Genomic DNA, 25037 nt, shown 5'->3' on the forward strand with positions numbered 1-25037 from the left:
ATTTAAAAATTTATGGTTCCTGCTAATTCTTTAAGTGCAATTTCGGATAATTTAGCTTGGAATTGCGCATCGCTATAACGCACTTTTGCATTTACATAGTTCAATTGAGCCGTTCTAAATTCTAATGTGGTTATGGTACCAATACGAAATTTATCCAATGTAATGTCCAGATTCTGCTTAGCAATTGCTTCATTAGTTTCTTCTAATGACACTAATTCAAGATTGGTCAAATAAGTTTGATATGACGTTGCTAGTTGTGTGCTTAAGGCTAAATTTTGTTGCTCAATTTGTAATGTGGAATTCTCTATTTGAATGGATGCAATTTTTTCATTTCGTCTTTGGGCAAAGCCATCAAATAAATTTAAAGAAGCCGTGAAACCATAATTTAATCCTCGTGCTGAAGATTGCGTGTTAAAACCAAGACTGGATTCATTCTCCGCAAAATTGTAACCCGTGTTTACTCTTACAGTAGGGTAACGCCCGGATTTCACTTGTTTTAACTCTAATTCGGCTACTTTCTTATTGATAATCAATGCTTCAATCTGAGGATTTTGCTTTTCAGCCAAAGCCTTTAGTTCGGTTAAATCCAACTTGGTTTCCATTGTGAATTCGGATGCAACTTTAAAATCAGTTTGAATATCACGAGCTAAAATCTGATTCAATAAAATCTTGGTATTTACATATAATTCCTTTTGTCTCATCAAAGCCACTTTATCAGTATTGATGTCAACTTGGGAGTTTAAAAGCTCTAATTTAGAAGCTTTTCCTATCGTAAAACGGTTTTGTGCAAGTTTTACCCTTTGATTCGAAATAACAATGGTGGTGTCTAAAGCGGCCAATTGTTGCTGTTGTTGAACTAAATTATAGTAAGCTGCCTGAACATCGCTGATTTTTGTAATGATAGTCAGTTTCAACTGGGCTTCACCTAGTTTTTGTAGTTCTTGTAATTGGTCTTTTCTGGCAAACATTCTAAAGCCGTCAAAAATGGTCCAACCTAGACTCACGCCATAATTAAGACTGTTGTTTTTAGCATTATCAAGACTGATGGTATTACCGTCAACACGGGTTTGCGTTAGATTTTGTAAATTGTTATTTTGCGAAATCGAAGCAGTTGCTGTTGGTAACATTCCTGCATTTCCAGCCGCAACATTAGTTTGATCTATTTTTAAATCATTCTTGGCAATCTTAATTTCGTAATTATTTTCTAAAGCTATTTTTACAGCATCTTCTAATGATAAAACTTCCTGTGCATTTCCTTCGAAAAAACAAAAAGTCAGTAGGAGCACGCTTTTTAATATTATTTTAAAGTTCATCTTTTTATTTACTTTCGTTTTCATATTCTTCAATGCGTTCAAATTCAGGATAATGTTTTTTGGCTTTAGACCACATAAAATATAGCGCCGGAATTACAAATAAGGTTAACACCAAGGAGAAAATAGTTCCTCCCACGATTACAACTCCCATTCCAATTCTACTCGTAGAAGCTGCTCCAAGTGACATTGCAATAGGTAATGCTCCTAATGAAATGGCTAAACTTGTCATTAAAATAGGTCTTAAACGCGCCTCTGAAGCTTCTAGAATGGCTTCCAGTTTTGGTTTTCCTTGTTCTCGTAGTTGATTCGCAAATTCGACAATTAAAATTCCGTTTTTGGTCACTAGACCAATCAACATTACAGTTCCAATCTGGCTGAAAATATTCCAAGTCTGGTCAAACAACCATAATGAAAATAAAGCTCCTGCAACCGCCATAGGAACAGTTAAAATGATAATAAATGGATCAATGAAACTTTCAAACTGTGCCGCCAAAATTAAAAATATCAATAGCAAGGCCAGTCCAAAAGCTAAAGAAGTATTCGAACTACTCTCCACAAAATCTCTAGATTCTCCACCTAAATCCGTAGTAAAAGTGTCGTCCAGCACTTTTTCTCTTATTTCTTCCATAGCTTCTATACCGTCACTGATACTTTTGCCTGGTGCAAGTGCTGCAGAAACGGTTGCTGCCATAAAACGGTTGTTGTGATACAACTGTGGCGGCTTACTTTGTTCCTCAATGCTCACAATATTGTCCATTTGGATTAGATCTCCTTTGTTGTTTTTCACGTACATAGAGGTCAAATCCAAAGGTTTAGAACGGTCTTTTTGGTCAAATTGTCCAATTACTTGGTACTGTTTCCCTTTTTTCATAAAATACCCAAATCGCTGTCCACTTAAAGACAATTGCAAGGTTTGAGCAATATCTATTACGGATATTCCTAAACTCTCTGCTTTTTCTCTATCGATAGTTACATTGATTTCAGGTTTGTTGAATTTCAAATTCACATCTGTCATTACAAAAGTAGGGTTGTTAGCCGCTTCCTCCATAAACAATGGAATTTTCTCTTCTAACTTACTGAAATTTTGAGTTTGAATGATGTATTGTATTGGCAAACCACCACGTCTGTTAACAGCAATTGTTGGTTGTTGCGTAACCGATGTTTTGGCATTTGGATATTGCTTGGTCCATTTGGTTAGTTTGTCCGCAATTTCTTCTTGGGATAATTTTCTATCACTAGGATCTTTTAGTGAAAGACGCATAAAACCACTATTTACTGAAGTAGAAAGAAAACCTGGGGAAGTCACCACTAAACTCACTTTTTTCTCCGGAATGGAATCATCCACAAGTTTTGATATTTCTTGCATAAAACGATCCGTATATTCATAACTGGAACCCTCAGGTGTTGACATTCTTAACATTAAAGAACTTCGGTCATCATAAGGGGCCGTTTCTTTTTGGATTAAATTGTAAAAAACAAATATTAGTACGAAACAACCAAAAAGAATAGGGAAACTCAGCCATTTCTTTTCCATAAAACGGCTTAAAGATGCGGCATAGTTGCTATTCATTTTTTGGAAAAACGGTTCCGTTGCGATATAGAATTTAGATTTCTTTTGTTCGCCACCTTTCATTAAATAGGCATTCAACATAGGTGTTAATGTCAAGGAAACAAATGCCGAAATTAAAACGGCTGCACCAATGACGACGCCAAATTCTCGAAACAATCGACCCACAAAACCTTCAAGAAATATTACAGGCAAAAACACAGCAGCCAAAGTGACTGATATCGAGATAACGGCAAAAAATATCTCATTAGAACCTTTTATCGCAGCCTCAATAGGAGACATTCCTTCCTCCACTTTTTTATAAATGTTTTCAGTAACCACAATTCCATCATCTACAACAAGGCCCGTTGCTAAAACAATGGCAAGCAAAGTTAAGACGTTAATGGAAAAACCAAACAACCACATAATAAAGAACGTAGCGATTAAGGACACAGGAATATCAATTAACGGTCTAAATGCGATAGCCCAATCTCTAAAAAACAAGTAGATAATTAAAATTACCAAGAAAATAGAAATTCCTAATGTTTCTGCTACCTCCAACACTGATTTTTTTACAAAAATGGTGTTGTCAAGTGCAATGTTTAATTTAATATCTTCAGGAAGATCCTTTTTTAAGGCTTCGAATTGCTCATAAAAAGACTTTGAAATATCTAAATAATTAGCTCCTGGACGCGGTACAATCGCAAGACCAATTAAAGGCAATCCAGACTGACTCAATTTGGTTTCTAAATTTTCAGGACCTAATTCGGCTTTTCCTATATCGCTTAAACGGACGATTTTTTCTCCATCAGTACGGATAATAACATTGTTAAACTCTTGAGCAGTTGCCAAGTTTCCAACCGTTTTTACGGTCAACTCCGTATTGTCACCCGTTAATTTTCCAGAAGGCAATTCTACATTTTGTTTATTCAAAGCAGTTCGTACTTCCGCCACTGTCAATCCGTAGGAAGCCAGTTTTACAGGATCAATCCAAAGACGCATTGCATAACGTTTTTGTCCCCAAATTTGGACTCCACTTACTCCCTGAATGGTTTCTAGACGTTGTGAAATAACATTCTCGGCATAATCACTCAATTCTAATTGACTTCGAGTATCACTTTGTACCGTCATCGAAATAATCGCATCACTATTGGCATCAGCCTTAGAAACAACAGGAGGTGCATCAATATCTTGTGGCAAACTTCGGATTGTTTGGGAAACTTTATCACGCACATCATTAGCCGCTTCTTCTAAATCTTTGTCGAGGTTAAATTCTACCGTAATAGAACTGCTTCCTTGCGCACTGGATGAAGTGATATTTCTAATTCCATCAATAGAATTAATAGCTTTTTCAAGAGGCTCTGTAATTTGGGACTCAATAATTTCCGAATTAGCTCCTGTATAATTTGTTCTAACAGAAACCTGTGCTGGATCAATAGAAGGGAATTCCCTAACTCCAAGATAGCTGTATCCAATAATCCCGAACAAAACAATAGCTAAGTTCATAACTATTGTCAACACGGGTCTTTTAATACTTAATGTAGATAAACTCATTTGGTTTATTAATTTATGGTTTTTTATAGTTTTTTAAAAATGCATAGGAGCAAAGAGTGAAACTAAAAATCTATTTTTGTACTGTTATTTTTACTGGAGCATCATTCTTTAAGGACATAACGCCACTTGTAATTACTGTATCGCCCGCTTTAAGTCCTGATAAAATTAATATTGAAGCATCAGTTCTTGTAGCGGTTTCGACCATAATTTCTTTGGCTTTCCCCATATCAGAAATGAAAACTTTTTTTCCGTTTTGTACTGGAATCACCGCTTGGCTAGGAACAACGATAGCGTCTTTAATGACATCTAACGGTAATTCCACATCTGCAAAAGTTCCTGGTAATAGTTTTCCATCCTTATTTTCAGTAATGGCACGAACTTGTAATGTTCTGGTAGCTATTTCCACTGTAGGTTCAATGGCATACACTCTAGCTGTATAAGTTGTGGTTGATCCTGCAACATTAAAATTTAAAGTAGTGTTGGTTTTTAGTTGATTCGCATATTTTTCAGGTATCGAAAAAGTGATTTTTAGTTTACCAATATTAACTAGATTCGCTACCAAAATACTTGGTGTAATATACGTTCCTACAGATATCGAACGCAAACCTATTTTACCTGAAAAAGGTGCTCTAACAGCTGTTTTTGCTATTTGTGCGTTTATCAATTGGCTTTGTGCACGTGTAGAAGCATATTCAGCTCTTGCAACATCATATTCTTCTTGGCTGATGGCTTCTTTATGCAATAAAAGTTTGGCTCTTCTTTCGTTTTCTGCAGCTAAACTTTCTTTGGTTTTGGCCTGACTCAATTGGGCTCTCAACTCCAAATCGTTTACTTTAAAAAGTAATTGCCCTTTACTGACATTACTTCCTTCTTGGAAATTAATACTTTGCACGATTCCGGATACTTCAGATCTAATTTCTACTTGTTCATTAGCTTCAATAGAACCCGAAAGAGATAAATTATTATCAAATGATTGCGGTTGTACCACGATTCCAGACAATTTTGTTGCTTTAGGTTTGTCCTGCTTCCCTTTATCAGCATTACCATCTCCTTTGTTCTCAATGATTCGGTAAGTTATAAATGCTCCAAAACCGACAATCAGTAAGCCGTATATTAGGTGTTTTAATTTCATTTTATTTAGTATAGATAGTTTTATGTATTTGTAATTATTTGTTGTTTAAAAATTTCAATCGAAATTAGTAATGAAGAACTCGTTAATTATTGTTTAACATTTGTGCATACAAATATGATGAAAAAATTAAGACCTCAAAAGGAATTTATTTATAAATGCTGAATACAAGTCTTTATAGATTTTCTGAAAGTCTGAATATCAATTAAATAATTAAACAACGGCAAAAAGCCAAAAGTTAGATATTAAAAATTGGTAAAGGTTTAATGTGTTGATAAAAAAAAATATATTGTATATCTATTTTTGAGTCAGCTTGATTTTGACGACATTAATTCAAGTTCAATGCAAAAAGGGACTGCTTATTACAGCAGTCCCTTTTCTATTACTAAGATTTACGATTAAACCTTTATCTAAAAGTATTATTGGCAGTGGTGAGTATCAATATAATAACCAATAATAGTTCCTTCACGAAATACCTCTTCTTTAGTAACTCCATTTGAAGTCGCTGGTAAAACGAAGGTTGAATATGCTGGTCCATTTCCTTTAGCAGGTGTTATTATCGTTTTCGTACCCATTACATCCAATCCATTGAAATACATATCTATTATTGACGCAGACGAAGATATACTACTTTCGGCACCGCTTAAGCGTGCAGCTCCAAGTTGAAAAAATGCGTTTAAGGTTTGGTCTCCACCTCTTCCTCTGTCGATGCTCCAAATTTCGTTTCCATTTGCTTGCGAATAATTTACTCCACCAATAGTCAATCCATTTGTCCAAAAGTTACTTGCTGCATTATGTGTGGCTCCATTTGCAAAGAAATAACCTTGTGAGTAGGAGCAACGTGCTGTTTTTGGGCAACCAGGAGCAGCAATTTGACCTGAATTACAAGAACTTCCTGCTTTTATCCATCCTGTAGCTGTTGTGAAAGTTTCATAACCGCGATCAAACTTTAATACTAATACCCAAGAAGTAGCTGCTGGAAGGTTGTTAAATTTCACAAAGTTAGTTGTTATTGCTTGTGGGTTACAAGTTGTTCCAGATCCTTCAGTTGGTGAAAGGTCAGCTTGTAATCCATTTACCTTAGCCCCAATAATGTCACCAAAAGTTGCGCTTTCTTCTCCACAGTTATTAAGGTCAATTATGAAATGACTTAGATTCTTGGCGTTTACCAATTTTCGCGTAATTAAATAAGTCCATTCTGAACCATCAGTACTTACTGAGACATTGATATTATAATCTCCCCAATTACTCATTGAATTGGCGGATTTAGAAGTAAGGTTTTGGTTATTCTCAGCAGATGCATCTGCTAGATTCACTGATTCATTACTGCAACTAAATGTAACGAAAGTTACCATTAGGACAAGAAAAATTTTTTTCATTGGTTAATTGTGATAAAGTGTATAATATTTTACGTTTTGTTAATTAATAAATTAAAATGCTTCATTAATTTCAAGCAAATTTTACGCAATAAATTCTTATAAAAAATAAAAAACGTTTAAGTTCTATAAACATTGCCAAACTGCAGGTTTAACTATATTTTAACAAGTAATTTATTAAATACATTTAAATTAAAACAAGTAAAAGTAATGGGGAATCAGCTGTTTAGCTTAATAAATATTTGCTAAAAATTAAAAAATACCGTGTCGTTACATATTTAGTTTAATAAAAAATTAACTAATATAATTCCAGATGTTTTTCTTTTTGGTCAGTTCCATATACACAGCTCTAAGTGTGGCGTGTTCAGGTTTTTGTAAAGGAGCGTCTTCTTTTAATATTTTCATTGCGTGGTTTCTGGCTAGAGCCAAAATATCCCTGTCTCTAACGATATCGGCGATTTGAAGATTGAGCACGCCACTTTGTTGGGTTCCCATTAGATTTCCGAGACCACGAAGCTTTAAATCCACTTCGTCAATTTCAAAACCATCATTAGTACTTTACCTTTTCCGTCAAGTTCTAACTGTTTTCTTACCAATGAATTGTCTTCAAATAATTTTAGCGTACTAATTTTTCCTGAAAACACCTTTTTGACACCAAAATGAATGAAAATAGGATCAACACAACTAAGAAGTGTTCCTTACTCATCACAAAGGTCTGCAGTTGTAAACATATTTATAATAGGAGTTTAAAGCATTTTATTAATAGGTAAAATTTGAAAAGGCAACATGCTTAGATGTTGCCTTTATCAATAAACAGAGTATGAATTATTTTTCTAAAACAAGTTCTTTTTTTGACTCATTTTTTTTGCTTTCAAACTGATCACTTGTGTTTTTTGCTCCATCAGCTTTTAAAGCTTTATCTCCAGCAAAGAATGTTTTATGGTCATCGCCAAGATTAGATCCCGCCATTCTTTGATGTTTTACACAGGCAACCCCTTTTCGGATTTCTTGTCTCTGAACCCCTTTAACATAAGCCAACATTCCTTCTTCTCCATAATATCCTTGCGTTAAATCATTCATATGAAGTGCCGTAGTATGATACGTAGGTAAGGTAATCAAGTGATGAAAAATTCCAGCTTCTCTTGAGCTATCTATTTGGAACGTTCTAATTCTGGCATCTGCACGACGGCACAAGTCCGAACCATCGTACTGAGAATCCATTAAATTAGCTCTATCATAATTTGTCATATCTTCTCCTGTAGCAAGCATTTCATCATAAGCCTGATTACGGAAATTTAATGTCCAGTTAAAAGAAGGTGAGTTGTTGTAAACCAATTTGGCATTTGGAACTACTTCCTTAATTCTGTTCACCATATTTGCGATTTGCTTCACATTTGGCGTTGGAGTTTCAATCCATAAAAGATCTGCTCCATTTTGCAAGCTCGTAATACAATCTAAAACCACTCTGTCGATATTAGAACCCTCTTTAAATTGGTACAAACCATTTGCTAATCGCACAGGACGTACTAATTTACCGTCTCTTTTAAGAAGCACATCATCTTCTTTAGCATCATTAATATTTATTTCTTCTGCTTCTACAAAAGCTAGATATTGAGAAGCTAAATCTCCTTGCTCAGTGCTTACTGGTAATTTTTGAGTAAGACTTGCGCCTTCTGAATCTGTTCTTGCAACAATAATTCCGTTATCGATGCCTAATTCTAAAAACGCATAGCGGATAGCGTTAATTTTTGCAAGAAAATCTTCGTGTGGTACCGTCACTTTTCCGTCTTGGTGTCCGCATTGTTTCGCATCCGAAACTTGATTTTCAATTTGGATTGCGCAAGCTCCCGCTTCAATCATTTTTTTAGTTAGCAAATAAGTCGCTTCTTCGTTTCCGAAACCGGCGTCAATATCAGCAATAATCGGAACGATATGCGTTTCAAAATTATCGATTTGATCTTGTACATCTTCTCCTTTTTCAAGTCTTCTGAACAAATCATTTAACTCAATTGCATCTGCTTGACGCAAGAAATCGTAAATTTCTTTGATTAAAGCGGGAACAGTCGTTTTTTCGTGCATAGATTGATCCGGTAACGGTCCAAATTCTGAACGTAATGCAGCAACCATCCATCCTGATAAATAGATGTATCTTTTATTAGTTGTTTTATGATGCTTCTTAACAGCAATAATATTTTGCTGTGCAACAAAACCATGCCAAGAACCTAGAGATTGAGTATAATTAGAAGCATTAGCATCATATTCCGCCATGTCTTTTCGCATAATAGCTGCTGTATATTTGGCAATATCTAACCCTGTTTTAAAACGATTTTGAGTAACCATTCTTGCTGCACTTACAGGATTAATTGCATTCCAAGTAGTTCCATACTTTGCTTTTAAATCTTTTACAGTTTGCAAAGCAGAACTATAATTACTTTGTTCTAAATTTTTCATAATTTTGTGTTAGGTTATTTTTTGTTAATAATTAGATCCTGTTGATTGTGACCGCAATCGCAGGATTGTTTTTTTTATATGTATTTGTAAGCGGGTAGAGTTAAAAACTCTTCAAATTCTTCAGAAACTACAAGTTCATCAAAGAGTGAAACAGCTAATTTAATTTTGCTTTTCGGTATGTTCTCTTCTCCAATTTCAGTAGCGATTTTTGCTACTTCATCTTCTAGTAATTTCTTATATAATTCGGTGTTGAATTTTCGTCCATCTTCAAGTTTCACTTCGTTTTTTAACCATTGCCAGACTTGAGTTCTTGAAATTTCTGCGGTTGCGGCATCTTCCATTAAATTATAAAGAGCTACAGCACCATGACCTCTTAACCAGGCTTCTATGTATAAAATACCGACATTGATGTTTTTCCGAATTCCTTCTTCTGTGACGGTTCCTTTTGGTATTTCTACTAGGTCTTGTTCTGTTATGTTTACATCATCACGTTTTACATGTAATTGGTTCGCCGTTGGCATGTGTTTATTAAATTCAGCCAAAGCAACTGCTACTAATGCCGGATGTGCAACCCAAGTACCGTCATGCCCATTTATTACTTCGCGTTCTTTGTCTTTTCTTACTTTTTCTAAAGCAGCAGCATTAGCTTCTTCATTATTTTTAATCGGAATTTGTGCTGCCATTCCGCCTATTGCAAGAATGCCTCTTTTGTGACAACGTTGTATGACCAATTTTGAATATGCATCCATAAATGGAGTAGTCATAGTTACTTGATCGCGATTTGGAACTACAAAATTGGTGTGGTTTCTAAATTTCTTGATGTAAGAAAAAATATAATCCCAACGACCACAGTTCAAACCAACAATATGATCTTTCAGTTCGAAAATTATTTCATCAAGCTGAAAACTAGCGGTAATTGTTTCGATTAAAACAGTTGCTTTAAAAGTTCCTTTTGGCACTTCTAAATACTCTTGCGCAAATTCAAAAACTTTGTTCCACCAACGCGCTTCTAAATAGTGCTCTAGTTTTGGTAAATAAAAATACGGTGCAGTTCCATTTTGTGTCATCGTTTGCGTGTTATGGAATACATACAAACCAAAGTCAACCAAACTTCCTGAAGCAACTTTGTTGTCTATTATCAGATGCCTTTCGTCTAAATGTAATCCTCTTGGTCTTACAAGTAACACAGCTGTTTCTTGGTTTAAAGTGTATGACTTATTGCGTTTTGTGTCAGTTAATGCAATGGTTTTTTTATTAGCATCTATTAAGTTTTGTTGTCCTGAAATAGTATTTTCCCAAGAAGGAGCGGTGCTATCTTCTAAATCTGCCATAAATGTTTTGGCACCAGAATTTAACGCATTGATAATCATTTTTCGATCTACTGGGCCAGTAATTTCTACACGTCTATCTTGTAAATCGTGCGGAATTGCAGCGGCAGTCCAATCTGTATTTCGGACGTCCTTAGTTTCTTTTGGAAATTCTGGAAATTTTCCGTTATCAAAAATTGTTTGCTGTTTAACTCTACGGTCTAACAGTTCCAGTCTTTCAGAATTGAATTTCTCATGCAGTGCTTTGATAAATACTAATGCTTCATCAGTTAGAATTTCTGGATAGTAATTGTTAACCTCATTTGAAAAGTTAATTGTCGATTGTTTTAAAAATGTGTCTTCCATTGTGCTTATAGATTTATAGTACAATTTTAAAACAATTATTTTTGAAAAACAAGCGAACGTTCGTTAAATATTGTATTTAGTCTAAAAATGAATGTTCGCTAAAATTGTAAAAACGACTATTTTTAAAGAAGATTATGTTGGATTTTAGTTTTGTTAAAACTTCGCTAAGTAAGTGATTACGGTGTCTGATTGCTATTTTGGCTCTTGATCGGTATAGTTTAGTAAGCTCATGTATAATTAAAATTAATGAGGAAAAATAAATTATTTTAATTAGAGAATTTGTAATGCATTCAGAGAAATCTGATGATATTTATCAATTGTTGGAGATCTAAAGCCGAAAAATTTTTAAAATTATAAGAAAAGGAATTTGAGTTTTCTTGCTTTATTGATTTGTCAAACAAGTGTGTCCTGCATTAAAACTTTGGTTTTCATATTGATATATAAGAGTACGGAAACCAATAAGTGAATTGACTAATTTATTGGTCATAGAAATAGTTAGAACTATTTACTTTAGTGAATTTCGTTTTAACTTCTAAAAAATGGGTGGCCACAGATTAAATGGATTATCACAAATCAATCTCTGTGAATATTTTTAATCCGTGGAAAATTGAAAGTTTATTCTTGCAGACTTTAAGTCTGTAAAACCAAATCTATGGGGTTCAAGTGTATGGTGATTTAGTTTACCACATAGAGTCATATAATTTTTTTGAGCGTAAAAAAAATATTCCTATTATATCGGAAGACTAATCTATGTGATAAGTAAAAATTCTAAAAAGGATTCTTTTATTAAGACAATATAGGCTATGACTCTATGTGGTAAAGAGGAAAATAATTAGTGTAAATTCTATAGCTTAACTAATATAATTCCAGATGTTTTTCTTTTTGGTCAGTTCCATATAAACAGCTCTAAGAGTGGCGTGTTCCGGTTTTTGTAAAGGAGCGTCTTCTTTTAATATTTTCATTGCGTGGTTTCTGGCTAGAGCCAAAATATCCCTGTCTCTAACGATATCGGCAATTTGAAGATTGAGTACACCACTTTGTTGGGTTCCCATTAGATTTCCGGGACCACGAAGCTTTAAATCTACTTCGGCAATTTCAAACCCATCATTAGTACTTACCATAGTTTCAATTCGGGTTTTACTGTCAGAACTCAATTTATGGCTCGTCATCAGGATGCAGTAACTTTGATCAGCACCACGCCCCACGCGACCGCGTAATTGGTGCAATTGTGATAGTCCGAAACGCTCGGCACTTTCGATAATCATCACCGAAGCATTAGGAACATTTACACCCACTTCAATCACCGTTGTAGCGACCATAATATTAGTTTTTCCTTCTGAAAAGCGTTTCATCTCGGCATCTTTATCTGCCGGTTTCATCTTTCCGTGTAAAATAGAAATTGAATATTGAGGTAAAGGAAAATCACGCGAAATACTCTCGTAACCGTCCATTAAATCTTTATAATCCATTTTCTCCGATTCCTGAATCAATGGATAGACAATGTAAATTTGGCGTCCAATGGCAATCTCATCCCGAATGAATTTCCAAACTTTCAGTCGGTTACTGTCAAATCGATGAACCGTTTGAATGGGTTTTCTCCCCGGAGGCAATTCGTCAATCACGGAAATATCCAGATCGCCATACAAACTCATCGCCAGCGTTCTAGGAATAGGGGTTGCCGTCATTACTAAAACGTGCGGCGGAATGGTGTTTTTCTTCCATAATTTAGAACGTTGCTCAACTCCAAAACGGTGTTGCTCGTCAATAACAGCCAGTCCTAAATTTTTGAATTTAACCTTGTCTTCCAGTAAAGCATGCGTTCCTATAAGGATTTGCAAACTTCCATTTTCTAGCTCTTCGTGAATCGTCCTTCTAGCTACAGTTTTACTTGAACCAGTGAGCAGTTTTATGTTTAGATTCAGTTCTTTAGCAAGCTCAGATAATCCTATAAAATGTTGATTAGCCAAGATTTCTGTGGGCGCCATCAAGCAAGCTTGAAAACCATTATCGAGTGCCAATAACATTGTCATAAATGCCACAATGGTTTTTCCGGAACCTACGTCACCTTGTAATAAACGATTCATTTGGGCATTGCTGCCCATATCAGTTCGTATTTCTTTAATCACTCTTTTTTGGGCTCCTGTGAGCTCAAAAGGAAGGTGATTTTGATAAAATTCATTAAAAAATTCACCTACAATAGTAAAAGGATGTCCTTTTATTTTGTGTTTCTGAATCAGGTTTTTAGTAATTAACTGCAATTGGATAAAAAACAATTCTTCAAATTTTAATCGGAATTGGGCTTTCGCCAAAGCTTCTGGGCTTTTAGGAAAATGAATGTTGAATAAAGCTGCTTTTTTGGAGATCAGATTCAATTCGGTTATCAAATAATCTGGAAGTGTCTCGGTAAACAAGGAATGCGTTTCTTGAAACAGCTGCTGCATCATCTTGTTTATCGTTCGGTTTGAAATCCCACGATTAGTCAGGGTTTCTGTCGAAGGATAGACGGGTTGCATAGCCGAGCGCAAACTTTGTTCGTGCTCACTAAGCAATTCAATTTCGGGATGTGCCATATTGTACATACCATTAAAAGAAGTACATTTTCCGAAAATCACACTTACTTCATTAATTTTTAAGGATTCCTTTACCCATTTATGTCCTTGAAACCACACTAGTTCTAATTGCCCTGTGTCATCTACAAAAGTGGCTACAAGACGTTTCCTGCCTTTACCAAACTCCACCGTTTTGACATTGATAATTTTACCGATTATTTGAACCTCGGCAACATTGTTTTGCAATTCGTTGATTTTGTAATAACGGGTGCGGTCAATGTAACGATTAGGATAAAAATTGATTAAATCCCCGTACTTATGAATCCCCAATTCCTTACGCAGCAATACGCCCCGATTAGGACCAACGCCTTTGAGGTATTCGATAGGAGTAAGCAAGAGGTTGTTAGACATTTTGGATTATTTGGGAAATAGAATAAAGAGAATATAGATGTTAGAAGTCTTTTTTATTTGTTCTATTTCCTTTTCTCTATTTGAAAGCGAAGATAGTTTATTGTTTGGAAATTTGGAAATGAGTTTGTTTGAAAGTGATGTAAGAAAAAAGAGTATATTTGGATTTTCCATTTGAATTTTAAAAATCTATGAAACAAGCTTTAACCATTTTATTATTTATACTTTCAATTAGTATCGAGATGAATGCTCAAAAAAACAAAGAAATTTATAAATTTTCTGAGGATATAAACAATAAGATAGAAAAGGATACTGTTCCGTGGAGATATCAAGTAGGAGCAACCGAATTTTCAATAAATGGAAATTATAAAAAAGCATTGCAAACGTGGGATAGGCAAGGAGCTAAAAAAAAATCGGTTTCTATAAAAGACAGCTTGTATTTTAATGAATTCCAGCCAAAAGACGCAAAGGATTATATTATAAATCGTTCAAAAAAGGAAAGAGTAATAATAATCAATGAAGCCCATAATAATTCTAGACATAGAGTTTTTACCACCTCTTTATTGAAAGGTCTTTATAAAAATGGGTGTCGCTATTTTGGGATTGAAGCATTATATGATTCATTGGTTAACACGCGTAAGTTTGCAACTCTAGAAAGTGGGAGTATGTATTTGCATGAATCACAATATTCTAATTTAATCAAAGAAGCTTTGGATATTGGTTTTGTTTTATTCGAATATGAGTATAAAGTAGGTAAAACTGGCAAAGAGAGAGAAATAGAACAAGCAGAAAATATTGCTAAAATGATGGCGAAACATCCTAATGATAAGTTTTTAATTCACTGTGGATATGATCATCTTAATGAAGGAATTCCAGGAATTAGCAGTTGGGAAAAAGCTATGGCAGCAAGGTTAAATGATATGACAGGAGTTAACCCTTTTACAATTGATCAGGTACCGAGTTCAGAGAGTGGCTCTCCAGAATTTAATAATCCGTACATAAGAATAGCAAATACAGTAAAACCAGTTATTATGATTAATGGTAAAGGTGAAACATTTAACGGAAGTGTAAATTATGGAATTGCCGACTGTAGAATAATTCATCCTGTGACTATTTATAAAAACGGCAGACCAGATTGGCTGACTTTAGACGGAAGAAGAAAAGCATATCGTATTGCAACAGATTCTATTTCAGAATTTCCCGTTTTGGCCTTGGCATATCGAATTAATGAATTTGAAAAAGAAGGGGTTCCAGCAGATGTAATTGAAATAAATAACAAGGATCAAGAAGCTAATTTAATTTTGGATAATGGAATTTATCGAATAATAATAAAAAACAGAGGTTATAAAACGATATTAGATTACCAAAAGAAAATTTAATAATATATATTGGAACTGTTACTAACGGTGTGTTCTCGATAGCATTGTAAAAATCAAATAACATTCACAAATAAAACTCATAAAATGAAAAACACACTATTCCTATTGACAAGTTTGTTTGTTTTAAACTCTTATTCGCAAGAAAAAAAGATGTGGGCAAAATCAATTATTAATCAAAAAGCACCAGAATTAACAGTAGAGAAATGGCTTTCAGAAAAGCCTAACACAAAAGGTAAATTTGTGTTAATTGATTTTTGGGCAACATGGTGTGGACCCTGTAAAAGAGCTATTCCTGATTTAAACAAGTTTAAAACGGAATTTGAAAACGATTTAATAGTAATAGGAATTAGCGATGAATCAAAAGACGAAATAAATAAACTTACGAGTCCTAAAATTGAATATTATAGTGCAATGGATACACAAAGAAAAATGTATAATTTGCTTGAAGTAAGAGGAATTCCACATTGTGTTTTGATTGACCCTAATGGAATTGTACGTTGGGAAGGCTATCCTATATTAACAGGTTTTGAGTTAACTTCAAAAGTCATTAAAGACATAATTGAAAAGTACAAACAATAAAATTTAAGTTATAAAGAAACCAGTTTTATTATGATATCGACTTAGGATATATTTATTAAACTCAAACAGAATTTTCTAATTTAATAAAATTGTGAATTCTACTTCAAACGCAATACCTTTGCGACAATAAAAAAGCTTAAAAATGATAACTCATCTCGCATTACTTCGTGGTATCAATGTTTCTGGACACAGTATGATAAAAATGGATGCTCTTAAAAAGGCATTGGAAAACATTGGTTTTCAAAATGTTGAAACCTATATTCAATCTGGAAATGTTTTTGTAGATACTGAGGAGGAAAGCGCATCTAAAGTTGGATTCCAAATCAAACAGGAAATTTTCAAAGTATTTGGTCATGAAGTGCCTGTTGTTGTGGTTGATAAAAATGATTTACTCGCTTGTTTCAGCAATAATTCTTTTTTAAAGGAAAAAGAGGTAGATACTAAAAAGTTATACGTGGCTTTTATTTCTACTGTATTGAGAAGTGACAGTATCAACGACTTAAAAATTAGTCAGTTTAAACCGGACGAGGCCAGCATTGATGGAAATAAAATTTTCATTAAATATGCTGTTGGAGCTGGAAAAACTAGGTTTGACCAAAAATATATCGAGAAGAAACTAAATGTTACGGCAACTGTAAGGAACTGGAATACGGTTACCCAATTGTTAAAAATGTATGAAGAGCGTTAGTTTAATTTTCAAATAATTAAGTAAGTATATAATATAGTATGATTTCGAATAGAAAAATTATTCAAAAATGGGCATTAGCTATAAAGGTGATGCCCATTGTGATTTTGGTTGCCACATTAAAATTTTTGGTACATAAGTTAGGTTTTGAGCTTATGGAATTAAATGCATTGTTCACTAGTTTAGTTGCGGGAACCATATTTCTAATTGGATTTTTAATTAGCGGAGTATTATCTGATTATAAAGAAAGTGAAAAACTTCCAAGTGAGTTATCCGCAGGAATGAGAACACTTTATGATGATGCTTATACTATTCATAAAGGAAAAAATAGTGAAGCAGCGTTACAATTTATAGAATTTCATAAGTCATTTATGAATTCATTGATTGATTGGTTTTATAAAAAAGAAAAGACACAATCAATTATTCATAAGATAAGTTTAATGAATGATTATTTTGTTGCTCTAGACAATGAAGGTATTCAAGTTGGATATATTGTTAAAATGAAAAATGAACAAAATAATATTAGAAAAATGGTTTTGAGAATTGATACCATAAGAGATACTGATTTTATTAGTTCGGCTTATGCAATTCTGGAAGCTATGGGGTTCTTGATCGCATTCGGACTTATCATTATTAAAATAGAACCTTTTTACGCCTCTTTGTTTTTTACCGTATTGGTTATTTTTATGATTTCGTATATGTTCTTTTTAATAAAAGATCTTGATAATCCGTTTGATTATTCTGCTAATGGAGAATCTGGAACAGAAATTTCTTTAAAACCTTTTCGAGATTTTTTAGAAGAAATAAATAATTGTAAATAAAATTAAACTGATTTAATAAATTTTCCTTGGCTCTAACTACGGAAAATTTTTATTTTTCAACCAAATCACAATACCAAAACCCGAAATCATAAGCATCTGTTGCACTTGTGTCGCAAGCGGTATTGGAAGAATCTACTTCTTTTGGTTTTTCATATTTTCGATATACGATTTCGCCAATTTCAAAATCAATGGGTTTTGAGAAAATAGGCCCATCGAAAGTGAAGGTGTGGAATTCACCGTTTTCCCCGCAAACATCCACATTGTCAGGTAAATCATTGATAAAATCCTGATCTATCACACGACCAACGAAGCTTTTGTCAAGATAGCGTTCGTTCACGCAAACCACAATGGTTTTAAATCCTAGATCAATGAATTCTTTAATCAAATCAATTGTTGGCTCTTTCCAAAGCGGAAAAACACCTTCAAATCCTATTGTAGCTATTTTATCCTCTCTGTATTTTCGCAAATCTTCCAGAAAAATATCTCCAAAAACGGAATGGGTATTTCCTTCTGATTTTAGTCTTTCCAATGTTTCCTGCATCACTGATTCATAAACTTCCATCGTAGGCATTTCTGGGATTTGCATAATTTCGAGAGGTAGACTAATGCTATTAGCTTGCTGGTGTAACAATTCAACCCGAACCCCATGCATCGAAATGCGCTGAAACTGTTGGTTAACACTCGTTAGTAAACAGCTGATTTCAAACTCAGGATCTTGTAAGATTTTGTATAAGGCTAAAGCCGAATCTTTTCCGCTGCTCCAGTTAAATATAGCTTTCTTTTTCAAAGTGTTTTTCTTGTAAATTTCCGTTGGTAAACTTACAAAATTACTTCTATATGTTAGGGAAACCTTTGTAACTTTGGGACTCAAATCAAACCTTTTAATGCCATTATTTAAAAATAAATTTAAAACCGAATCGAATAGATTGAAAAACTGGGATTATTCTAGTGAAGCAATTTATTTTATTACTTTGGTTACACAAAACAGGGAATGTATATTTGGAAATATTGATGATGATAAAATGGTATTAAATAATAACGGGAATATTATTGAAACGGAATTGTTGAAATCAATTTCAATTAGAGAACGGTGGTTTTTTCACAATTGGATTATAATGCCTAATCATATTCATTTGTTAGTTGAAATTTTAGAGACGCACGACGTAGAGACGCACGACGTAGAGACGCACGACGTAGAGACGCACTGCAGTGCATCTCTACAACAATCGAAATTTTCGAAATTATCACGTAAACCCAATTCCATTTCGTCCTTTGTTGCAATTTTAAAATCGGTTACAACCAAACAAATTAATTCACAGCACAAAGACGCATCACGTAGAGACGCATCACGTAGAGACGCATCACGTAGAGACACATCACGAAGAGACGCACTGCAGTGCGTCTCTACAGAACCCCAAAATAAAATCTGGCAATCCAATTACCATGATCACATTGTACGGGATTACGCTTCATTTGAGAAAATTTATTATTACATAAAAAACAACCCTAAGAATTGGAATCAAGATTCCATAAATCCCCATTAGAATGAAATACCTATTTCTTTTCCTTTCTACAATAACATTTGCGCAACAAACCCAATACGTCGATTTCAAATCGGTTTTAGGGAAAATTGCGATAAATCCTAAAGAGAAATCAATTTCCGGAGATGTCGATTATCAATTTGAGGTGTTACAATCTGTTGACACCATTAAAATCGATGCTCAAAATATGGTTATTTCGAATTTAAAACTAAACGGAAGTGAATTTCAATTTGTAAATACTGGTAAGCAATTACAGCTGATTTATCCATTTACAAAAGGAAAAAACCAACTGACTTTTCATTATTCGGCTATACCTAAGCAGACTTTGTATTTCGTGGATGACCAAATATGGACTCAAGGGCAAGGGAAATATACAAGTCATTGGTTTCCTAGTTTCGATGATGTAAATGAGAAATTGGTTTTTAATATGAATGTAGTTTTTAATGAAAACTATCAAGTGATTTCAAACGGAGTTTTGCAGTCTAAATCGGGAATTGATGGGATGTCGATTTGGAATTATGCTATGCAAAAATCTATGAGTTCCTATTTATTGATGCTTGCCATAGGGAAATTTGATAAGCACCTTCAAAAATCAAAATGTGGCATTCCTTTAGAATTATATATCGAGAATAAAGATTCGGCAAAATTCGAACCCAGTTATCGCTATTCCCAACGAATGTTTGATTTCTTGGAAAAGAAAATAGGAGTGAAGTATCCCTGGGAAATATACAAACAAATTCCCGTTAGAGATTTCCTTTATGCTGGGATGGAAAACACATCGGCCACACTTTTTTCAACCCGATATATTGTGGATACCATAGGTTTTGAAGATCGAAATTATATTAATGTAAATGCACATGAATTAGCGCATCAATGGTTTGGGAATTTAATTACTGCCCAAAGCGGGAAGCATCATTGGTTACAAGAAGGTTTTGCAACTTATTACGCTTTATTGGCAGAACGCGATATTTTTGGAGATGATTATTTCTATTCTAAATTATACGAATCAGCACAGAATATAAAATATGCTTCAAGAACGGACACCATTCCGGTTTTGAATGCCAAAGCAAGTTCGCTGAGTTTTTATCAAAAAGGAGCTTGGTCTTTGTTTGTGTTGCATAACGCAATCGGGGACAAGGCATTTAATAAAGCGGTTCGAAATTATTTAAAAAAACACTCTTTTCAAACAGTGATTACCCAAGATTTCTTTGATGAAATTAAAAAAGTATCCGATTATGATTTGGATTCCTATAGTAAAGAATGGCTTGAATCAACGGTATTTAACAATCAGTTAGCTAATGAGTTATTAAGTAAAAATAAAACGACAAAACTGTTGTTAGATGTCGAAAGTATGAAAAGAAAACCACTTTCGGAAAAAGAAGATTTTTTTGTGGAAATTCTAAATTCAGACGTCTATGGTACAGTTAAAGAAGCAGTTATTAATCAGTTAAAAAATGAAAATTTCTTTGCCAAAAGGAATTTGTTGAAACTTGCTTTGGATACTCAAAATATCCAAGTTAGACAAGCGGTTGCAAGTTCTTTAACTAAAATACCAGAAGATTTTAGAACGCTATATGAGACGTTATTAGAAGACAAATCCTATCAGACACAGGAATTTGCATTGTATCAATTATGGAATAATTTTCCCGAACATCGTGCTTCCTATTTGGATAAAACTAAAGATTGGATAGGTTTTAACGATTATAATTTAAAGACACTTTGGCTTTCACTGGCTATTTCTACTCCAAATTACTCGACAAATAGAGAAGAATTAATTAACGAACTTGTTTCATATTCCTCTACTAAATATGAAGCTACAACCCGACAAAAAGCCTTAGAAAAATTGATTGCTTTTCGTGTTTTTAATGATGTTGTTTTAAAAAATCTAGTGAACTCTACTACTCATCATACGTGGCAGTTTACTAAATTTGGAAGAGATAATCTTAGGGCTTTAATTAAGAAAGAAGAAATGAAAGCTTCGTTAACTCGTATTCTACCGGAATTGAATGAGACAGAACAGTTTCAATTGAATAGATTGTTGATCGAATAAAAAAAATCTCATCTAATTGACTGAAAGAAAGCAATTGGATGAGAATAGTATTAAAATCAGGCGTTTTGTATTAAAACAATTGGCCTACTTCATTTTTTATGTAAGCTAGAGCAGCATAACTTGGAGATTGCTTTTCTATTAAATCACTAATTACCACTTCGCGTAAACTATCGGCATTAGATACTTTTTCGTTTTTTGCTGCCAAACGTATCATTTGAATAGTAGCGTTTTTAGCGGTTACTATAATAGACCAGCACTCTTCAGATATATAAATTTGTTGAGCTAAATTATGTTCGAATTCTTGTTCGATTTGAGCGATAACAAGATTTTGATAATCGTTTTTATCTTCAGAAAGGGGATTGATGCGTATCATCAATTGTGATGGATTGATGCGTTCCATAAACAAAGTTACTCTCTCGTACGCTTGCAGTCTAAGAGGTAATGTCCCTGATTGATTGTCTTTTTGTAACAACCAACGTCTAGTGTTTTGCTGGTCTTTAAAATGCGAATCGAATAAAAAGTAAGCAACTCCACCTGTAATTAATGATGGAAGAGTGTAGGCAATTATTTCAATTATAGTAGTAGATTCCATTTGGTTTTAAATTTAGATAAACAAAAATATACTTTTTGATGCTATTTCTTCTTCAATTGTAGGTTAATAAATAAACGGAATAGTATTTTTACCAAAAATTATCAAAGTTTTATTCTAAAAAGGAATTGCTGTATTTTAATACTATTTATAAATGGAGTCATATATCATTATTTTGCTTTGTATTGCAGCATTCGCTGCTGGTTTCATTGATGCAATTGTAGGTGGTGGAGGATTAATTCAAACACCCGCTGGATTAATTCTATTGCCAAATTTACCTGTGTCTACAGTAATAGGAACGCTGAAGATACCTGCATTTAGTGGGACTTCTTTTGCTGCATATCAATATTTGAAAAAGGTAAAAATGAACTGGAAGTTATTGCTGATAATGATGGGAGTATCATTGCCTTCTGCTTTTTTAGGTTCGACACTGCTGACTTATATGAGTAATGATTTTATGAAGCCTTTACTGTTATTTATACTTTCATTACTAGCGATTTATACCTATGCCAAGAAAAATTTTGGTCAACATATTGAGAAAAACTTATCTGAAAAGACGCAAATTATTAATGCCGTTATGATAAGTGTAATTGTTGGTTTCTATGATGGCTTTATCGGTCCTGGAACCGGTAGTTTCTTTGTAGTTGCGTTCATAGCTTTAATGGGTTTTGATTTTCTTCACGCTTCTGCCAATGCTAAAATGGTTAATCTATCGACTAATTTTGGTTCGATTTGCTTATTTATCATTAAAGGAAAAATCATTTGGGCAATAGCTTTACCTATGGCAGCAAGCAATGCGCTTGGCGGGTGGATAGGAGCTAAACTAGCCATAAATAAAGGGAATGGATTTATCAGGATTTTCTTTTTAGTGGTAGTTGTAGGGACATTGATTCGCTTTGCTTATGATGTTTTTTGGAATAAATAATACGTTATTACCTTGAGTTTTTGTTCCTAATTATCTTTTTCTTTGTATACAAATATGGATGCGATATATACTCTTTTATTAATTCTTAAATTCTTATTTTTGCATAAATAGAAAATCTACATGCAACAATATATTTCCCAATTAAACGAAGCACAACGCGAACCTGTATTACAGAAAGAAGGACCTATGATAATCATTGCAGGTGCCGGTTCAGGTAAAACTCGTGTATTAACTATAAGAATTGCTTATTTAATGCATCAGGGGATAGATGCTTTTAATATATTGTCGCTTACTTTTACGAATAAGGCGGCACGTGAAATGAAAAAACGTATCTCAGATATTGTTGGTTCCAGTGAAGCAAAAAACCTTTGGATGGGAACTTTTCACTCTGTTTTCGCCAAAATATTACGTTCAGAAGCGTCTCTTTTAGGGTATCCATCTAATTTCACCATATACGATTCCCAGGATTCACTTCGTGCAATATCAGGTATCATTAAGGAAATGCAATTAGATAGGGATGTTTACAAACCCAAACAGGTTTTAGGTAGGATTTCTAATTTTAAAAATAATCTGATTACCGTTAAAGCTTATTTCAACGATAGAGATTTACAAGAAGCCGATGCAATGTCCAAAAAACCAAGGATGGGCGAGCTGTATCAAGCTTATGTAGATAAATGTTTCAAATCGGGTGCGATGGATTTTGATGATTTATTATTGAAAACCAATGAATTGCTTACCCGTTTTCCCGAAGTACTTTCAAAATATCAAAACCGTTTTAGATATATAATGGTAGATGAGTACCAAGATACAAACCATTCTCAGTATTTGATTGTTCGTGCGCTCTCAGACAAATTCCAAAATATATGTGTGGTTGGAGATGATGCTCAAAGTATTTATGCCTTCCGTGGTGCGAATATCAATAACATCCTGAATTTCCAAAAAGATTATGAAGGGGTAAAAACCTATAAATTAGAACAAAACTACCGTTCTACAAGAAATATTGTGGAAGCGGCTAATACCATCATTGACAAAAATAAAGTCAAACTGGATAAAATCGTTTGGACGGCAAATGAATTTGGACCAAAAATAAAAGTGCATAGAAGCTTAACTGATGCCGAGGAAGGCCGTTTTGTCGCCAGTACCATTTTCGAACAAAAAATGCAAAACCAAATGACGAATGGTCAGTTTGCTATTTTGTACCGTACCAATGCACAGTCCCGTGCAATGGAGGACGCTTTGAGAAAAAGAGATATTCCATACCGTATTTATGGTGGATTGTCATTTTATCAAAGAAAAGAGATCAAAGACGTGCTTTGTTATTTGAGATTGGTCATCAATCCAAAAGATGAAGAAGCCTTGATGCGTGTAATTAATTATCCAGCAAGAGGAATTGGCGATACCACAGTTGAAAAACTGACTGTTGCTGCTAATCATTACAAGCGATCAATATTTGAAATAATGCAAAATATTGATAAAATAGATCTCAAGTTGAATTCAGGGACAAAACAGAAACTGAAAGATTTTGTGCTTATGATTCAGAGTTTTCAGGCTTTAAATGAAAATCACGATGCTTTTTTTATAACGGATCACGTTTCTAAAAAAACGGGATTGGTACAGGAATTAAAAAAAGATGCTACTCCGGAAGGAATGGCTAAAATTCAAAATATTGAAGAGTTACTAAACGGTCTTAAAGATTTTACTGAAGGTCAAAAAGAAATTGATGGGGCACGTGGTGCTTTATCTGAATTTATGGAAGATGTGGCCTTGGCTACTGATTTAGACAAAGACACATCCGATGAAGACCGTGTGGCATTGATGACCATACATTTAGCCAAAGGACTGGAATTCCCGCATGTTTTTGCAGTAGGAATGGAAGAAGATTTATTCCCATCAGCAATGAGTATGAGTACTCGAAGCGAACTGGAAGAAGAACGCCGATTGTTTTATGTGGCGTTAACCCGTGCTGAACACCAGGCCTATTTAACCTATGCGCAATCCCGTTACCGTTGGGGAAAACTGACAGATAGTGAGCCTTCGCGTTTTATCGAAGAAATTGACGGTCAATATTTGGAATATCTTACTCCTGCGGAATCTAATTATCGTTATAAATCATTGATAGACAAAGATGTTTTTGGGGATGTTGATAAGTCAAAAATGCGATTGGCAAAACCATCAAATGGAACACCTCCTAAATATAATACAGACAATGAGCCTAAACCGGATGTAAATATTCGTAAATTGAAACCAGTAACCGGGAGTTCTTCTTCTGGAGCCGCAAATTTATTTGATAATAAATTAGTCTCTGGTAATCTGGTAATGCATGAGCGTTTTGGTAGAGGTGAAGTATTAAATATCGAGGGAGTGGGAGCAGATAAAAAGGCTGAGATTAAATTTGAGGTAGGAGGAATTAAGAAATTATTATTGCGTTTTGCAAAATTAGATATTATTGGTTAAAATTTTGTTTCAGGT

17 protein-coding genes and 1 pseudogene are annotated in these 25037 nt (G+C 34.1%); 8 read left to right on the top strand and 10 right to left on the bottom strand.

What is annotated here, in order from left to right:
• Positions 1-2: 2 nt before the first annotated feature.
• From FLAK523_RS11225 to recG, 8 genes and pseudogenes are all read right to left on the bottom strand, one after another.
• Positions 3-1313, bottom strand: coding sequence for a TolC family protein (locus FLAK523_RS11225; RefSeq protein ID WP_248908087.1), 1311 nt, complete (start codon positions 1311-1313; stop codon positions 3-5).
• A gap of 4 nt (positions 1314-1317) precedes the next feature.
• Complete coding sequence (locus FLAK523_RS11230) at positions 1318-4413, bottom strand: efflux RND transporter permease subunit (protein WP_248903406.1); 3096 nt, start codon at positions 4411-4413, stop codon at positions 1318-1320.
• 70 nt (positions 4414-4483) lie between these two features.
• Entirely contained in the window at positions 4484-5545 is a 1062-nt protein-coding gene (locus tag FLAK523_RS11235; RefSeq protein ID WP_248903408.1) for an efflux RND transporter periplasmic adaptor subunit, read from the bottom strand.
• A gap of 416 nt (positions 5546-5961) precedes the next feature.
• A complete protein-coding gene (locus FLAK523_RS11240) occupies positions 5962-6921 on the bottom strand; it encodes a hypothetical protein (protein ID WP_248903410.1) in 960 nt (319 codons plus the stop codon).
• A gap of 291 nt (positions 6922-7212) precedes the next feature.
• Positions 7213-7473 (bottom strand): annotated as a pseudogene (locus tag FLAK523_RS11245) (ATP-dependent DNA helicase RecG); the annotation flags it as partial.
• Between the two features lie 270 nt (positions 7474-7743).
• Entirely contained in the window at positions 7744-9369 is a 1626-nt protein-coding gene (locus FLAK523_RS11250; RefSeq protein WP_248903412.1) for an isocitrate lyase, read from the bottom strand.
• A gap of 74 nt (positions 9370-9443) precedes the next feature.
• Positions 9444-11042 (bottom strand): malate synthase A, encoded by a 1599-nt coding sequence (gene aceB, locus FLAK523_RS11255; protein ID WP_248903414.1) that lies wholly within the window; start codon positions 11040-11042, stop codon positions 9444-9446.
• Between the two features lie 851 nt (positions 11043-11893).
• Positions 11894-14002, bottom strand: coding sequence for an ATP-dependent DNA helicase RecG (recG, locus tag FLAK523_RS11260; protein ID WP_248903417.1), 2109 nt, complete (start codon positions 14000-14002; stop codon positions 11894-11896).
• 188 nt (positions 14003-14190) lie between these two features.
• Between recG and FLAK523_RS11265 the strand changes: the two genes are divergently transcribed.
• The 4 genes from FLAK523_RS11265 to FLAK523_RS11280 all read left to right on the top strand — a co-directional run bounded on the left by FLAK523_RS11265 (position 14191) and on the right by FLAK523_RS11280 (position 17463).
• Positions 14191-15378, top strand: a complete 1188-nt coding sequence (locus tag FLAK523_RS11265) for a hypothetical protein (RefSeq protein ID WP_248903419.1) — start codon at positions 14191-14193, stop codon at positions 15376-15378.
• 84 nt (positions 15379-15462) lie between these two features.
• Positions 15463-15957, top strand: coding sequence for a TlpA disulfide reductase family protein (locus FLAK523_RS11270; RefSeq protein ID WP_248903421.1), 495 nt, complete (start codon positions 15463-15465; stop codon positions 15955-15957).
• A gap of 142 nt (positions 15958-16099) precedes the next feature.
• Positions 16100-16645 (top strand): DUF1697 domain-containing protein, encoded by a 546-nt coding sequence (locus FLAK523_RS11275; RefSeq protein WP_248903423.1) that lies wholly within the window; start codon positions 16100-16102, stop codon positions 16643-16645.
• A gap of 38 nt (positions 16646-16683) precedes the next feature.
• Positions 16684-17463, top strand: coding sequence for a hypothetical protein (locus tag FLAK523_RS11280; RefSeq protein WP_248903425.1), 780 nt, complete (start codon positions 16684-16686; stop codon positions 17461-17463).
• A 49-nt stretch (positions 17464-17512) separates the two neighbouring features.
• On the opposite strand, the gene FLAK523_RS11285 is transcribed toward FLAK523_RS11280, so the two are convergent.
• Entirely contained in the window at positions 17513-18250 is a 738-nt protein-coding gene (locus FLAK523_RS11285) for a diphthine--ammonia ligase (protein WP_248908089.1), read from the bottom strand.
• Between the two features lie 97 nt (positions 18251-18347).
• Between FLAK523_RS11285 and FLAK523_RS11290 the strand changes: the two genes are divergently transcribed.
• Together FLAK523_RS11290 and FLAK523_RS11295 are read left to right on the top strand one after the other, a co-directional pair.
• A complete protein-coding gene (locus FLAK523_RS11290) occupies positions 18348-19007 on the top strand; it encodes a transposase (protein WP_248903428.1) in 660 nt (219 codons plus the stop codon).
• Between the two features lies 1 nt (position 19008).
• Positions 19009-21054, top strand: a complete 2046-nt coding sequence (locus FLAK523_RS11295) for a M1 family metallopeptidase (RefSeq protein ID WP_248903430.1) — start codon at positions 19009-19011, stop codon at positions 21052-21054.
• A gap of 70 nt (positions 21055-21124) precedes the next feature.
• Here the strand turns inward: FLAK523_RS11295 and FLAK523_RS11300 are convergent, their stop codons facing one another.
• Entirely contained in the window at positions 21125-21646 is a 522-nt protein-coding gene (locus tag FLAK523_RS11300; RefSeq protein WP_248903432.1) for a hypothetical protein, read from the bottom strand.
• A 151-nt stretch (positions 21647-21797) separates the two neighbouring features.
• On the opposite strand from FLAK523_RS11300, the gene FLAK523_RS11305 reads away from it, so the two are divergent.
• Both FLAK523_RS11305 and FLAK523_RS11310 read left to right on the top strand, forming a co-directional pair.
• Positions 21798-22568, top strand: a complete 771-nt coding sequence (locus FLAK523_RS11305; protein ID WP_248903434.1) for a TSUP family transporter — start codon at positions 21798-21800, stop codon at positions 22566-22568.
• Between the two features lie 120 nt (positions 22569-22688).
• The gene (locus FLAK523_RS11310; RefSeq protein ID WP_248903436.1) at positions 22689-25022 is read left to right on the top strand and encodes an ATP-dependent helicase; all 2334 of its coding nucleotides are present in this window, start codon (positions 22689-22691) and stop codon (positions 25020-25022) included.
• Positions 25023-25037 lie beyond the last annotated feature (15 nt).

This window comes from Flavobacterium sp. K5-23 (assembly GCF_023278045.1).
Lineage (GTDB): Bacteria > Bacteroidota > Bacteroidia > Flavobacteriales > Flavobacteriaceae > Flavobacterium.

Coding starts and splice junctions, on each gene's coding strand:
- aceB (WP_248903414.1), bottom strand. CDS start 11,042: ATGGAAGACACATTTTTAAAACAATCGACAATTAACTTTTCAAATGAG.
- FLAK523_RS11305 (WP_248903434.1), top strand. CDS start 21,798: ATGGAGTCATATATCATTATTTTGCTTTGTATTGCAGCATTCGCTGCT.
- FLAK523_RS11310 (WP_248903436.1), top strand. CDS start 22,689: ATGCAACAATATATTTCCCAATTAAACGAAGCACAACGCGAACCTGTA.
- recG (WP_248903417.1), bottom strand. CDS start 14,002: ATGTCTAACAACCTCTTGCTTACTCCTATCGAATACCTCAAAGGCGTT.
- FLAK523_RS11225 (WP_248908087.1), bottom strand. CDS start 1,313: ATGAACTTTAAAATAATATTAAAAAGCGTGCTCCTACTGACTTTTTGT.
- FLAK523_RS11275 (WP_248903423.1), top strand. CDS start 16,100: ATGATAACTCATCTCGCATTACTTCGTGGTATCAATGTTTCTGGACAC.
- FLAK523_RS11280 (WP_248903425.1), top strand. CDS start 16,684: ATGATTTCGAATAGAAAAATTATTCAAAAATGGGCATTAGCTATAAAG.
- FLAK523_RS11270 (WP_248903421.1), top strand. CDS start 15,463: ATGAAAAACACACTATTCCTATTGACAAGTTTGTTTGTTTTAAACTCT.
- FLAK523_RS11295 (WP_248903430.1), top strand. CDS start 19,009: ATGAAATACCTATTTCTTTTCCTTTCTACAATAACATTTGCGCAACAA.
- FLAK523_RS11235 (WP_248903408.1), bottom strand. CDS start 5,545: ATGAAATTAAAACACCTAATATACGGCTTACTGATTGTCGGTTTTGGA.
- FLAK523_RS11290 (WP_248903428.1), top strand. CDS start 18,348: ATGCCATTATTTAAAAATAAATTTAAAACCGAATCGAATAGATTGAAA.
- FLAK523_RS11265 (WP_248903419.1), top strand. CDS start 14,191: ATGAAACAAGCTTTAACCATTTTATTATTTATACTTTCAATTAGTATC.
- FLAK523_RS11250 (WP_248903412.1), bottom strand. CDS start 9,369: ATGAAAAATTTAGAACAAAGTAATTATAGTTCTGCTTTGCAAACTGTA.
- FLAK523_RS11300 (WP_248903432.1), bottom strand. CDS start 21,646: ATGGAATCTACTACTATAATTGAAATAATTGCCTACACTCTTCCATCA.
- FLAK523_RS11240 (WP_248903410.1), bottom strand. CDS start 6,921: ATGAAAAAAATTTTTCTTGTCCTAATGGTAACTTTCGTTACATTTAGT.
- FLAK523_RS11230 (WP_248903406.1), bottom strand. CDS start 4,413: ATGAGTTTATCTACATTAAGTATTAAAAGACCCGTGTTGACAATAGTT.